The sequence below is a fragment of the Mesorhizobium sp. M1A.F.Ca.IN.022.06.1.1 genome, from assembly GCF_003952605.1.
In the GTDB taxonomy this organism is placed as follows: domain Bacteria; phylum Pseudomonadota; class Alphaproteobacteria; order Rhizobiales; family Rhizobiaceae; genus Mesorhizobium.
Map to the genome: position 1 here is coordinate 1538494 of NZ_CP034455.1, position 14420 is coordinate 1552913.

The following is a 14420-nucleotide window of genomic DNA, read 5'->3' on the forward strand; positions in this document are numbered from 1 at the left end:
GGTCTGTAACTTTCAGATGTTACTTACTGGTAACACCTATATCACTCCCCGTCAAACGACAAGGCCCACCGATAGCCCTGCCAGAGTGAGATAGGACAGAAAACCTGCCTGTCATGCGGCTTCGGCCGGTGAAAACGAGAAAAAAGCGGTCCGTGATCATCCGATGCGGGCCGCAGCAAGGAGCCGCTCCTATGCAAAAGCGCAAAGACCTGACGATCGACGAAGCCATCCGGGATCCGATGATCCGGCTGGTGATGAAGGCTGATGGGGTCGATCCCAACGCCTTCGAACGGATGCTGCGCTCGCGCGCCGCGGAACAGGCGCCGGACGATGTCCTGCCATCCTTTTTGGAGGATTCCGGCTCCGTCCGGGCCCGGCGCCTGCGCCATTTTGCAAAACCGTTCGGCGAGGCATCCGCGTCATGGTGAACTTCTTCATCCACCGCCCGATCTTCGCATCGGCGATCGCCATCATCATGGTGCTCGCCGGTGCGATCGCCTATTTCCTGCTGCCGGTCTCGCAGTTCCCTGACATCACGCCCCCGCAGGTCGTGGTCAGCGCCCATTATCCAGGCGCCAGCGCGCAGGTGGTGGCCGATACGGTCACCACGCCGCTGGAGCAGCAGATCAACGGCGTGCAAGGCATGACCTATATGTCGTCGACGAGCTCGAATGACGGCTCCTCGACCATCACCATCACATTCGACGTCGGCTATCCGCTGAGCACCGCGGCCGTCGACGTCCAGAACCGCGTCTCGCAGGCCGCATCCTCCCTGCCGGCCATCGTCAACCAGGGCGGCGTCACGATCAAGAAGCAGAACCCGAACTTCGTTCTGATCGTCGACCTCACCTCGCCCGACGGCTCGGTCGATCCGGTGGCGCTGAGCAACCTCGCCTATCTCCAGGTCGTCGATCCGCTGAAGCGGCTGCCTGGCGTCGGCGACGTGCAGATCTTCGGTGAACGGCGCTATTCGATGCGCGTCTGGCTCGATCCGGACAAACTGGCCAATCTCGGCATCACCGCCGTCGATGTGCAGAACGCCATTTCCGAGCAGAACGTGCAGGTGGCGGCGGGCAAGATCGGCCAATCGCCGGCGCCGGCCGGCACCGCCTTCGAGATGCAGGTCAATGCGGTCGGCCGTTTGAGCGACCCGAAGGAATTCGGCGACATCGTCGTGCGCGCCAACTCGCAGAACGGCTCGCTCGTGCGTCTGCGCGACGTCGCCCGCATCGAGCTCGGCGCGCTGCAATATTCGTCATCGGCCTTCTTCGGCAAGGACCCGACCGTGGTGCTCGCCGTCTACCAGATGCCCGGCTCCAACGCGCTTGACCTGCAGCAGCGGGTCAAGGACAAGATGCAGGAATTGTCGGCGCGCTTCCCGAAGGGCGTCCACTACGCCATGCACTACGATACGACGCGCTTCGTCTCGGCCTCGATGCATGACGTGCTGATCACGCTCGGCGAAGCGCTGGTGCTGGTGGTGGCTGTCGTCTTTATCTTCCTGCAGAGCTGGCGCACCACCATCATCCCGACCATCGCCATCCCGGTGTCGTTGATCGCGACGCTGGCGGTGATGTACATGCTGGGCTTCTCGCTCAATATGCTCTCGCTGCTCGGCATGGTGCTGGCGATCGGCCTTGTCGTCGACGACGCCATCGTCGTGGTCGAGAACGTCGAGCGACAGCTGGAGGCCGGCCTCAAGCCGCTCGCCGCGACGCGCGCGGCGATGGCCGAAGTGACTGGCCCAATCATCGCCACCACCGCGGTGCTGATGGCGGTGTTCATCCCGGTCGCCTTCATTCCCGGCGTTTCGGGACGGCTCTACAACCAGTTCGCGCTTACCGTTGCGATCTCGGTCGGCATCTCCGCCTTCAACTCGCTGACGCTGAGCCCGGCGCTGAGCGCCGCGTTCCTGCGCCATCGCGGCGAAACGCAGTTCGTGCTGTTCCGCTGGTTCAATGCCGGCTTCGACTGGCTGTCGCATGCCTACGCGCATGGCGTGCGCATTCTGATCCGGCTGCGCTGGGCCATGCTCGGCCTGTTCGCGGCGGGCTTGGTCGCCACCTATTTCGTCTGGCAGAAGCTGCCCTCGACCTTCCTTCCGGTGGAGGACCAGGGTTATTTCTTCGTCGTCATCCAGTTGCCGGACGGCGCTTCGCTGGAGCGCACCGACGCGGTGGCGCAGAAGGCGCGCGACATCCTGCAGAACACGCCCGGCGTCGACATCGTCGGCTCGATCAGCGGCCTGAACTTCCTCACCAGCGCCGCGCAATCGAACTCGGCGGTGGAGTTCGCCATCCTGAAGCCGTGGGACGAACGCGGGCCCGACCAGAACGCATCGAAGCTGGTCGCCGAGGTGCGCAACAAGTTGCTGCAGATACCGGAGGCGTTTGCGCTCTCATTCGATCCACCCTCGATCCCGGGCCTCGGCACGACCGGCGGCTTCGAATTCCAGGTGGAAGACCTTTCGGGCCGCGGCAGCGCCGCGCTCAACGAGGTCACGCAGGCGCTGATCGCGGAAGCACGCAAGCAGCCGGAGCTCAATCCGCAGCAGCTGTTCTCGTCCTTCTCGACCTCGACGCCGCAGTTCAACTACGACCTCGACCGCAGCAAGGCGAAGCTGCTCGGCCTCAACCTGCCCGACGTGTTCAACACGCTGCAGATCTATCTCGGCTCCCTCTACGTCAACGACTTCAACCTTTTCGGCCGCACGTTCCGGGTGACGATCCAGGCCGACAAGGACGCGCGCGGAAACGCGAACGACATCTCGCGCCTCTACGTTCGCAATGCGTCCGGCGGGATGGTGCCGCTGAGCACACTGGGCAAGCTGGTGCCGATCGTCGGTCCCGAGACCGTGCCGCATTACAACAACAATGCATCCGCCCTCATCAACGGCGGCGCGGCGCCAGGCTTCTCGTCCGGACAAGCGGTCGCGGCGATGGAGCGGGCGGCGGCAAACGTGCTGCCGCGGGACTTCGGCTATGAATGGACCGGCATCACCTATCAGGAGCTCCAGGCCGGATCGATCGCCTCGATCGTGTTCGGCCTGGCGATCGTGTTCGTCTTCCTGATCCTGGCGGCGCAGTATGAAAGCTGGGCGATGCCCTTCATGGTGCTGCTCGCCGTGCCGCTCGCCTTGTTCGGCGCCTTCGTCGTGCTCTTGCTGCGCGGCATGCAGATCGACGTCTACTCGCAGATCGGTTTCGTCATGCTGATCGGCCTGGCGGCGAAGAACGCGATCCTGATCGTCGAGTTCGCCCGACGGCGCCGCGAGGAAGGCCTGACCATCGTCGAGGCGGCGATGGAAGCCGCGCGGCTGAGGCTGCGGCCGATCCTGATGACGGCCTTCGCCTTCATCCTCGGCGTGCTGCCGCTGATGTTCGCGACCGGCGCGGGCGCCGCCAGCCGGCAGTCGATCGGCACCACCGTCTTCGGCGGCATGGTGGCGGCGACGATCCTGTCGCTGGTCTTCGTGCCGGTCTTCTACGCGGTGATCGAGAAGCTGCGCGAGCGCGGCGGCGAGAGCGAACCTGCCGCGGGGCCTCAACATGCCCCGCACCAACAAGAGATTGAACCGACCGCCGAGCCCGTCCGGCTCGCCCAGGCGGCCGAATAGGATTGGAGACCAACATGCGTAAATGGAAAATCGCTTTGGGAACGGCGGTCGCGCTGGGCGCAATCTCGGTGGCAAGCGTGCACCTGCTCGACATGGGCAATCTCAGCCTCAGCGCCAGCACTGCGGGCGCGGCACCTGCGCCCAAGGCGTTCGTCATGCCGGTCCCGGTGGTCAACGTCGTCAAGAAGACGCTGCCGATCTATCTCGACTACGCCGCGCGCGTCGAGCCGATCCGCAACATCACCCTGCAGGCGCGCGTGCCGGGCTATCTGCAGGAGCAGACGGCGCAGGACGGCAGCGACGTCAGGCAGGGCGACCTGCTTTACCGGATCGCGCCCGAGGACTACCAGGCAGCGCTCGACCAGGCGAAGGCGCAGGTGCAGCGCGACGCGGCAGCGCTCGAATACGCGCGGTCCAACCTCGGCCGTGGCACCGACCTTGCCAAGGCCGGGTACCTCGCCAAGGACAGCTTCGACCAGCGCACCAGCAACTTGCGCACGGCCGAAGCCGCCCTCGCGGTCGACCAGGCGGCGGTGCGGACGGCCGAGCTCAATCTCGGCTATGCCGAGATCAAGGCACCGTTCTCCGGACGGATCGGCCGCAACCAAGCCTCGGTCGGTACCCTGGTGAGCGTCGCCGGCACGGTTCTCAACACGCTGGTGCAGCTCGACCCGATCTACGTCACCTTCAATCCGAGCGAGACCGACCTCGTAGAGATCGAGCAAGCGAAGGCCAACGGTCCGATCGCGGTCGACGTGCTGTTGCCCGGCGAGACCGAGCCCAGCCAGAAGGGCGAGCTCACCTTCATCGACAACACGATCGATCATTCGACCGGCACGATCACGGCGCGGGCGACGATCGGCAACGCCAAGTTCGCGCTGCTGCCCGGGCAGTATGTGCGCGTCCGGCTGCATGTGAAGGAGCAGCCCAATACGCTGATGGTGCCGCAGGTGGCGCTGGGTTCCAGCCAGCTCGGCAAATACCTGTACGTCCTCGGCAAAGACAACACCGTAGACCAGAAGCTGGTGTCGCTCGGCCCGACCGACGGCGACCTGATTTCCGTCACCTCAGGCATCTCCGAGAGCGACCAGGTGATCACCGGCAATTTGCAGAAGATCGGACCCGGAATGCCGGTTTCTCCCTTGCCGGAAACGAAACCGGCCAGCTGATAATCCCCCATCAGTCCCGGTCCGACGGCGCCCTCGACACCCACATCGAGGGCGCCGTTTTGTTTGCGCGCCTGCAACCGGGAAAAAATCGATAGCCACCCTCTTGTTGGATTGTCGACAATCTGCTTGTCTTACAGTCGGTTCATCCAGGAGTGGCCCACATGTCAAAGCTGGATTTCAGTCCGATCGCGGATACGACGCGCAGGGCCGAGATCGTCGCGCTGCTCAGGCGCGCCATTCTGACCGGCCAGCTGGAGCCTGGGCAGAAGCTCAACGAACTCCGCATTTCCGAGCAGATGCGGGTAAGCCGCGCGCCGCTGCGCGAGGCGATGCGCGAGCTGGTGCAGGAAGGTATCCTGACCAGCATTCCCTATGCCGGAACCTTCGTCGTCGACGTCACCGCCAAGGACATCGTCGACGCCTATTCCCTCAACAAGGTGCTCGACGACTTCGCCATCGAGCTCGCCTGGCCGCAGCGCGACCAGCGCTTCTTCGACGAGCTCGACCGCCGCCATGAAGCGGTGAAGCAGGCGACCCGGGCGCTCGACACCACGCGCCAGATCGAGACGGCGCTGCAGCTGCACGGGCTGGTCTATGAGTGGGCCGACAATTCGGTGCTGCTCGAAACCTGGCAGCGGCTGACCAGCCGGCTGCAAATGTATTTCGCCCTGCACCAGCGTGCGCGGAACGAGCCGGTGCCGGCCGAGGACCTGCACGAAACCTATGTGGCGCTGCTCAAGGGCACGGACATGCGCGCCGCCCAGCGCCATGCCCGCGAGCATATCGACAACGATTTCGAAGCGCTTCTTGCCTATGCGCGCAGCCTCGAAAAGCGCGCATCGAAGGGCGCCTGACAAACCCGCGGACAAACGGATACAAACGTGAAGATCAAGAGCATAAAAGCCTACCATGTCGTGCAGCCCTTCGTGGACGGGCCCTACCGCATGTCCAAGGGCCGGGTCGCCGACTGTTTCGATGCGGTGATCGTCGCCATCACTTCCGACACAGGCGTGACCGGCTGGGGCGAGATGGCGCCGCTCGGCAATTTCTACTCGGCCGCGTTTCCGGCGGGAACGCGCGCGGGCGTGCCGGAGATCGCGCCGCATCTCATCGGCCATGACCCGCGCGGGCTGGCCGGCATCGGCAGGTTGATGGACACGGTGTTCAAGGGCCATCCCTACGTCAAAGCCGCGCTTGACATGGCTTGCTGGGATCTCGCCGCCCGTGCGGCCGACGTGCCGTTGGTAGCGATGCTCGGCGGCCGCGAGAGCGAGACGGCGGAACTTTACCGGGTCGTGACCCACGGCACGGTCGACCAGATGGCGGCACTTGCCAAGCGCATCGTTGCCGAAGGCTACCATCGGCTGCAGGTCAAGGTCGGCGGCAATGTCCGCGACGACATCGAGCGAGTGAGCGCCGTCGCATCAGCCGTGCCGAAGGGCACGGTGATCTTCTGCGACGCCAATGCCGGCTGGACGCCCTACCAGGCGCGCCAGTTCGCCGATGCCACACGCGGCATCGACTACACATTCGAACAGCCCTGCACGACGATCGAGGAGAATATGTCGGTGCGCCGCATGCTCGACAAGCCGATGGTGCTCGACGAATCCGTCACATCGCTGGGCGAGATGCTGGAAATCCATCGCCGTGGCGCGGCCGATGGGCTGACGCTGAAGATCTCGCGCCTCGGCGGCGTGACGCAGACGCGGCTGATCCGCGACGTCGCCGTCGAGCTCGGTTTCATGGTCACCATCGAAGACACCGGCGGCGCGGAGATCGACACCGCCGCGATGGCGCATCTGTCGCTGTCGACACCGGAGGAGCGCCGTCTGCATGCCATCGCCTTCCACGAATGGGTGACGGTGCGCACCGCCTCCAACAAGCCGCCGGTCGCGGGCAGCCGCATGGGCATTCCCGACGGCCCCGGGCTCGGCATCGACGTGGTGCCGGACCTGCTCGGCAAGCCCTTCTTCGAGATCGGCTGAGATGAAGATCGGGAGCAGCGCCGCAACGCCGATCGCGCTAGCAGGCTTTTCGCTGAGCTGAACTGGGAGATCGCCAAAAGGAAAGGAGACCGGCAAATATCGAATCGAGGCGGCCACGATTTCGATCGGGGCCGCACGCCCGAGCTAGGCATGCATCAAGAAAATCTGACTTTTCCGCTTCAACGAGCGGATGGACCGGACCAAACTGCATGTTACAGTTCGTTCGACTGAATTCTTGACGATGGCCGGGACCGGAGAACTCCACGGAACGTCGTCAACCGGAATGCACTCGCCAACCACAAGAACTGGGGAAAGGGTTTAGACCCATGAGCAAGAACTACCGCGTCCTCGACCTCATCCGGCGCAACCGCACGCCGCTCGAAAATCACCTCATCGACGGCCTCATCGACGGCCGCGTCAGCCGCCGCGATTTCGTGCGCCACGGCAGCCTGCTCGGCCTGTCGCTGCCGCTTCTCGGCCGCATCGGCATGGCCGCCGGCTTCGGCGCCGCGCCCTCGCTTGCCCGCGCCCAGGGCGCGCCGGGCGCTACCATCCGCGTCGGCAGCAGCGTGCCGGCCGCCGCGATCGACCCGGTCACCATCGCCGACGCCGGCGGCCTGCTCGTCATGCAGCAGGTAGCCGAATTCCTCTGCGTCGACGGCCCCGACCTGGTGCTCAAGCCGGCACTCGCCGAAAGCTGGAAGCCGAATGCCGATGGCTCGGTGTGGACCTTCACGCTGCGCAAGGGCGTCAAGTTCCACTCAGGCGGCGAGATGAAGGCCGAGGACGTGGTGGCCAGCATCGACCGGCTTGCCGATCCCGCCAACTCCTCCAACGCGCTGTCGGTGTTCAGCGGCATCCTCTCGAAGGGCGCCAGCAAGAAGGTCGACGACTACACGGTGGAATTCCACCTCGACGCGCCGAACGGCAACTTCCCCTACATGCTGTCGTCCGACAACTACAACGCCGTCATCATCCCGGCGAGCTACAAGGGCGATTACGAAAAGAGCTTCGACGGTACCGGGCCGTTCAAGCTGGAGAAGTACACGCCCAAAGTCGGCGCCTCCTTCGTTCGCAATGAGAACTACTGGGGCGAAAAAGCCCTGCCGGAGCGCACCGAATTCACCTTCTTCACCGATATCCAGCCGCAGATCCTGGCGCTGCAGGGCGGCCAGATCGACATCATCAATCAGATGCCGGTGCTGGCGGGCGTCGCCGTCCTCAGCGATCCGAACGTGAACGTCATCAGCCTGAAATCGTCGGCGCATCAGCAACTGCATCTGCGCTGCGACGACGGTCCGATGAAGGACCCGCGGGTACGCCGCGCCATCGCGCTCAGCATCGATCGCAAGAAGTTGGTCGCCGGCCTGATGAAAGGCCGCGCCCAGGAGGGCAATGACAGCCCATTCGCCGGGGTCTATCCGTCGACGGACACCAGCGTGCCGCAGCGCGAGCAGGACATCGCGCAGGCCAAGCAGCTGATGGAAGCGGCCGGCGCCGGCAAGGGGTTCAAAATAACGCTGACCACCGAGCGCTATCTGGAAATCCCCGAATACGCGCAGCTGATCCAGAACTGGGTCAAGGAGATCGGTATCGAGCTCGAGCTCAACATCCTCGACCAGAGCGCCTATTACGGCGATGCCGTGTTCGGCAAATCGAACTGGCTGGATTCGGTGATGGGCATCACCGACTACGGCCACCGCGGCGTGCCGAACGTCTATCTCGCGGCGCCATTGAAGAGCGAGGGCACCTGGAATGCCGCGCATTTCAAGAACAAGGACTATGACCAGCTGGCGACCAGCTATATCGCGGCCCTCGACCTCGAGGCGCAGAAGGCTGCAGCCGGCAAGATCCAGAAGCTGCTGCTCGAGGAAACGCCGGTGATCTTCGGCTATTTCTACGACTATCTGACGGCGACGGCGAAAGGCGTGGCGGGCGTGCAGCCCACCGCGATGTCGCAGCTGTTCCTCGAAAAGGCTTCGAAAGCCTGACGCGAGGGAGCAAGCTTATCCTTGACAGCCGGCTCTCGACGGAGAGCCGGCTCCAATAGGAGTATTCGTCATCCTCGGCTTCCTCGTCCGGCGCCTGGCTCTGTCGCTTGTGACGCTGTTCCTGCTCAGCGTCATGGTGTTCCTGGGCGGCCAGGTGCTGCCCGGCAATGTCGGGCGCGCGATATTGGGGCCGTTTGCCGACCAGCGCGCCGTCGACGCGCTCAACCACTCGCTCGGCGTCGACCGGCCGCTGCTCGTCCAGTACGGAAGCTGGATCTGGAACTTTCTCCATGGCGACATGGGCACGTCCTACATTTTCCGCGCACCGGTGGCGCCCTTCGTCATCGACGCGTTGGGTAATTCGATGAAGCTGGCGCTTGTCGCCTTCGTGCTGGTGGTACCGATCGGCATCCTCGGCGGCGTGATCGCCGCGCTCAACCTCAACCGGCCGCTCGACCGCATCATCAGCCTCGGCGGACTGTCGGTGACGGTGCTGCCCGAGTTCGTCACTGGTATCATCCTGATCCTGATCTTCGGCGTCTGGCTGCGCTGGCTGCCGATCGCGGCGGCCTGGCCGAAGGGTGCCGGCTTCTTCACCCAGCTCTATTATCTCATCCTGCCGTCGCTGCCGCTGTTTCTGGTGCTGTTCGGCTATATCGCTCGCATGGCGCGGTCGGGAATGATCGAGGCGCTCGATTCCGACTATACGCGCACCGCGGTGCTTAAAGGTCTGCCGTGGCGCACGGTGATCTGGCGGCATGTGCTGCGCAACGCGCTATTGCCGACCATCACCGTCATCGCAACCCAGACCGGCTACCTCATCGGCGGCCTTGTCGTGATCGAGACGCTGTTCCGCTACCAAGGCATCGGCTCGCTGATCTTCACCGCCGCGCGCGGCAAGGATTTTCCGATGCTCGAGGCCGGCATCCTCACCATCGGCATCGTCTATGCGGTGGCCACATTGATCGCCGATTTCCTCTATTCGGTGCTCAATCCGCGCATCCGGCTGGGAGCGGAGCAATGAGCGCGACAGACACACCCGCTAACCTGCCAACGCCGGACGCCGCGACACAGCGCAGCCCCTGGGGCGAGGTGCTGCATTCGCTCTTGCGATCGGGAACCTTCCTCACCGGGCTCGGCATCGTCCTGCTCTGGATCGTCTGCGCGCTGTTCGGCGAGCATTTCGTCCCCTACGATCCGCTTGCCGACGACATCATCAACGCGCTGGCGCCACCGTCGGCCGAGCACTGGTTCGGCACCGACCAGATCGGCCGCGATGTCTTCTCGCGGGTCATCGTCGGCTCACGCGATATCCTGATGGTGGCACCTTTGGCCACGATTCTGGCGACCATTGCCGGCACCGCGCTCGGGCTCGTCATCGGCTATTTCCGCGGCATCGTCGACGATATCGTCAGCCGTATCCTCGAAGCCTTCATGGCAATCCCGGTGGTGATCATCGCACTGCTCGCCATCGTCGCGCTCGGCACCTCCAAGATCACCGTGATCGTCGTCATCGGCTTGAGCTTCGCACCGATCATCGCCCGCACGGTGCGCTCGGCGGTGCTGGCCGAACGCGAGCTCGATTATGTCGCGGCGGCAAAGCTTCGCCACGAAGGCGCGCTGCACACGATGTTCGTCGAGATCTTGCCCAACGTGATCCCGCCGATCCTGGTCGAGACGACAGTGCGTCTGGGCTATGCGATCTTCGCCGTCGCCACGCTCTCCTTCATGGGCTTCGGCATCCAGCCGCCCTCGCCCGACTGGGGACTCTCGATATCCAGCAATTACGGCATGATCGGCGGCGGCTTCTGGTGGACGGTGCTGTTCGACGCGCTGGCGATCGCCTCGCTGGTGATCGGGGTCAACCTGGTGGCCGACGGCGTCCATGGAGCGTTCAATGACTGACAGGAACGCGCTCGAGCTCAACGATCTCTCGGTCGCCTATCGCGTCGGGCGCCGCAACCGGGCGGTGCTGCGCAATGTCAGCTTCAAGATCGGCCGCGGCGAGGCCTATGGGCTGGTCGGCGAATCCGGCTGCGGAAAGTCCACCGCGGCGCTGTCCGTGGTCCGCTACCTGCCGCGCAACGGCTCGATCACCGGCGGCTCGATCGCGCTCGACGGCCGGGATGTGATGAAGCTCGATGCCGAGGCGCTCAGACGCGCCCGTGCGGAAAGCGTCTCCATGGTCTATCAGGATCCCGGCAAGGCGCTGAATCCATCACTGCGCATCGGCCGCCAGCTCACCGAGATCTTCGAGCTTGCCGGCATGTCGGGACAGGCGGCGAGCGACAAGGCGATCGCGATGCTCAATCTTGTGCGCATCTCGGATCCGGCCAGTGTCATGCAGCGCTACCCTCACCAGCTTTCCGGCGGCATGCAGCAGCGCGTGGCGATCGCCATGGCCTTGGCCAACGACCCCTCGATGCTGATCCTCGACGAGCCGACGACGGGTCTCGACGCCACGGTCGAAGCCGAAGTGCTCGACCTCATCGCGCAACTGCGCCGCGAGCTTTCGGCCTCAATCCTGTTCATCAGCCACAACCTCGCCGTGGTCTCCAACATGTGCGACCGGGTCGGCGTGCTCTATGCCGGCATGCTGGTCGAGGAAGGCTCGACGAAGGACGTCTTCAACGATCCGCGCCATCCCTACACGGTCGCTTTGCTGCGCTGCCTGCCGCGCGGCGGCCAGCGCAAGGACCAGGGCCGGCTCGACACGATCCCCGGCTTCCTGCCCGGCATCGGCGCCACGATCGTCGGCTGTGCCTTCGCCGACCGCTGCGCGCTGGCGACCGAGCGCTGCCGCACCGAGCCGCCGCCGCTCTATGAGCTTGGAGGCGGCCGGCTGTCGCGCTGCCACTATCACGACAAGGCGCAGTCGCTGCCGCGCGCGACACCCGCCGAGATTGCCGCCGTCGCGCCGAAGCACGCACCGCCCGTGCTGCAGGTCGAGGGGCTGAACAAGACCTATGCCAGCCATGGTCGTGCATTGAGGGCGGTGAAGGACGTTTCAGTCAGCCTCCGGCCCGGCGAGACGCTCGGGTTGGTCGGCGAGTCCGGCAGCGGCAAGACCACCTTCGCGAGGCTGCTGCTCGGCCTCGTGCCGCCGGACGAGGGCGGCAGCATCGAACTGGAGGGCAAGCAGTTGGCGCCGCGGCTTGCCAGCCGCTCGGAGGACCAGGTCAAGGCGGTGCAGATCGTCTTCCAGAATCCGGATTCGGCGCTCAACCGTTCGCATTCGATCCGGCATATCCTCAGCCGCGCTTTGAAGCGGTTGGGCGGGCTCACCGGCAAGTCGCTGGAAGCGCGCCTCGAAGAGCTCGTCCGCTCGGTGCGGCTCACCGACCGGCATCTCGCCGTCAAGCCGCGGCAGCTTTCGGGCGGTCTGAAGCAGCGCGTGGCGATCGCCCGCGCCTTCGCCGGCGATCCGCGCATCGTCGTCTGCGACGAGCCGACCTCGGCGCTCGACGTGTCGGTGCAGGCGGCGATCCTCAACCTCTTGGCCGACCTGCAGTCGAAGCAGGATGTGAGCTACATTTTCATCTCACACGACCTCGGCGTGGTGCGCTATCTGTCCGACAAGATCGCGGTGCTCTATCTCGGCCGCATCATGGAGTTCGGACCGTCGGAAGCGGTGTTTTCCGGCCCGCATCACCCTTACACGGAAGCTCTGTTGTCGGCCGTTCCGAAACTCGACCGGACGGAAAGCTCGCGCATCCGCCTCGACGGCGAAATCCCGAGCGCGGCCAACCCACCCACGGGTTGCGTTTTCCACACGAGATGCCCGCGCAAGATCGGCGCGATCTGCGAGACGCAGGAGCCGGAACTAAGCGAGGCCGAGCCCGGGCACACAATCCGCTGCCATATTCCTTTCGCGGAGTTGGCAAGGCTGCAGAAGCCGAAGGCCGTGGAGCCGGCATAGTCGCCGCCAGCAAACGACAACGCCTGCTGGATTCGCTGCGCCGATGGCTGGCGCAAGGGCGGCAAGCGCGCTGACACCGGCGCGGCCCTCCGTCAGCGACGTCCACGGCGTCCGCCGGGCGGCAAACCTCGTTTCGCCGCATAGGGGTTCCCTCGCGCCTCGATCCTGCCGGATCTCCCCCCCGCCCCGCATCGTCTCGGAGTCTCGTTTTAGCTCATTCCTAAGACGACCGCCGAAATGGCGGGTTGAAATATTTTTCAAACGGTCATAGGAATGTTCAAAGAGTGATCGCGGCGCGGGCGGCGCCAAGGACCGGAGGAAGCGACATGTCCCATCCGCAATTCGCAGCGGAACTCCTGCAGCGCGCTGAGAAACAAGGACCGATCACCATCGGTCTCGCCGGCGCCGGACAGATGGGAACAGATATCGTCGTTCAGGTCGCACTCATGCCGGGCATGCGCATCGGCGCCATTTCGGAGGTCAGGCCGCAGGCGGCGATCGATGCGGCGCTGCTGGCCGGCCATGATCGCTCCGATATTGTGCAGGCGCCCAATGCCCCGGCCATTGATCGCGCCATCGAGGGCGGCAAGATCGCGGTCACCGAGGACCTGCATGCGCTCGCCGCCGCCGGCCGCATCGACGTGATCATCGACGCAACCGGAAATCCCAATGTCGGCACGCTGTTTGCGCTCGAGGTGATGAAGAACGGCAAGCATATCGTCATGCTAAATGTCGAGGCCGACATCACGATCGGCCGATTTCTGAAGGAAGAGGCGCGCAAGGCCGGCGTCGTCTACACAGGTGCGGCGGGCGACGAGCCTGCCTGCACGCTGGAGATCATCGGCTTCGCCAGAAGCCTCGGCTTCAACATCGTTGCCGCCGGCAAGGGCAAGAACAATCCGCTGAAGTTCGACGCCGTGCCGGCCGACTACGAGAAGGAGGCGGCCGAGCGCAACATGAATGCGCGCATGCTGGTCGAGTTCGTCGACGGCTCGAAGACGGCAATCGAGATGGTGGCAATCGCCAACGCGACGGGACTGGTGCCCGACGTGCCGGGCATGCACGGCCCTACCGCGACGCTAGAAGAACTCGCCAGCGTGCTCTGCCCGCGCGAGGATGGCGGCGTGCTTCATCGCAAGGGCGTTGTCGACTATTCGATCGGCAAGGGCGTCGCGCCCGGCGTGTTCTGCATCATCGAAACCAAGCATCCGCGCGTGCTGGAGCGCATGATCGACCTCAAGGTCGGCAAGGGCCCCTATTTCACGATCTTCCGCCCTTATCACCTCACCAGCCTGGAAGTGCCGCTGTCGGCGGCGCGCGCCGTGGTCTACAAGCGCGCCGACATGGAACCGCTCGACCATCCCGTGGCCGAGGCGGTGGCGGTGGCCAAGACCAGTCTCGGCACCGGCCAGTCGCTCGGCATGATCGGCGAGAACGACTACCGCGGCTTCGCCATGACTTGGGAGGACGCGCGCGCCAAGGGCGCGCTGCCGCTCGGGCTTGCCGAACGCGCCAAGGTGGTGAAGCCGGTCAAGGCCGGCGACTTCCTGACCTATGAAAACTGTGTACCCGACGATTCGATGGTGATAACCCAGATCCGCCGTCGTCTCGACCAGTCGGACGGACGGTTCGTAACCAACGCGGCCTAAAGCGCGTCGCGCGGAAACGGATCCAGGCGACGCGCTTTAGGTCCTTGTTTTTATGCATCTCGTTTTCGCAAAACCGCTGCACACTTTTGCG

10 protein-coding genes are annotated in these 14420 nt (G+C 64.6%); all 10 read left to right on the top strand.

Annotated features, from left to right (window positions below; genetic code table 11):
- Window positions 1–191 precede the first annotated feature (191 nt).
- Window positions 192–428 (top strand): hypothetical protein, encoded by a 237-nt coding sequence (locus EJ078_RS07650; RefSeq protein ID WP_095800937.1) that lies wholly within the window; start codon window positions 192–194, stop codon window positions 426–428.
- Window positions 422–3616 carry a multidrug efflux RND transporter permease subunit gene (locus tag EJ078_RS07655; RefSeq protein ID WP_095800938.1) on the top strand — a complete coding sequence of 1065 codons (3195 nt, stop codon included), beginning with the start codon at window positions 422–424 and terminating at the stop codon, window positions 3614–3616. The genes EJ078_RS07650 and EJ078_RS07655 overlap by 7 nt, the downstream gene beginning before the upstream one ends.
- A 14-nt stretch (window positions 3617–3630) precedes the next feature.
- Window positions 3631–4785: an efflux RND transporter periplasmic adaptor subunit gene (locus EJ078_RS07660; RefSeq protein WP_127215976.1), complete on the top strand. Its 1155-nt coding sequence runs from the start codon at window positions 3631–3633 to the stop codon at window positions 4783–4785.
- A 161-nt stretch (window positions 4786–4946) separates the two neighbouring features.
- A complete protein-coding gene (locus EJ078_RS07665; protein ID WP_095827052.1) occupies window positions 4947–5639 on the top strand; it encodes a GntR family transcriptional regulator in 693 nt (230 codons plus the stop codon).
- 27 nt (window positions 5640–5666) lie between these two features.
- On the top strand, window positions 5667–6770 hold the full coding sequence (locus EJ078_RS07670; RefSeq protein WP_127403330.1) for a mandelate racemase/muconate lactonizing enzyme family protein: 1104 nt from the start codon (window positions 5667–5669) through the stop codon (window positions 6768–6770).
- 326 nt (window positions 6771–7096) lie between these two features.
- Entirely contained in the window at window positions 7097–8761 is a 1665-nt protein-coding gene (locus EJ078_RS07675; protein ID WP_127216429.1) for an ABC transporter substrate-binding protein, read from the top strand.
- 70 nt (window positions 8762–8831) lie between these two features.
- Window positions 8832–9785 carry an ABC transporter permease gene (locus tag EJ078_RS07680; protein ID WP_127216430.1) on the top strand — a complete coding sequence of 318 codons (954 nt, stop codon included), beginning with the start codon at window positions 8832–8834 and terminating at the stop codon, window positions 9783–9785.
- Complete coding sequence (locus tag EJ078_RS07685; RefSeq protein ID WP_095823939.1) at window positions 9782–10666, top strand: ABC transporter permease; 885 nt, start codon at window positions 9782–9784, stop codon at window positions 10664–10666. The genes EJ078_RS07680 and EJ078_RS07685 overlap by 4 nt, the downstream gene beginning before the upstream one ends.
- A complete protein-coding gene (locus tag EJ078_RS07690) occupies window positions 10659–12680 on the top strand; it encodes an ABC transporter ATP-binding protein (protein ID WP_245457125.1) in 2022 nt (673 codons plus the stop codon). The genes EJ078_RS07685 and EJ078_RS07690 overlap by 8 nt, the downstream gene beginning before the upstream one ends.
- A gap of 326 nt (window positions 12681–13006) precedes the next feature.
- Complete coding sequence (locus tag EJ078_RS07695; RefSeq protein ID WP_127216432.1) at window positions 13007–14329, top strand: homoserine dehydrogenase; 1323 nt, start codon at window positions 13007–13009, stop codon at window positions 14327–14329.
- The last annotated feature ends 91 nt before the right edge of the window (window positions 14330–14420 follow it).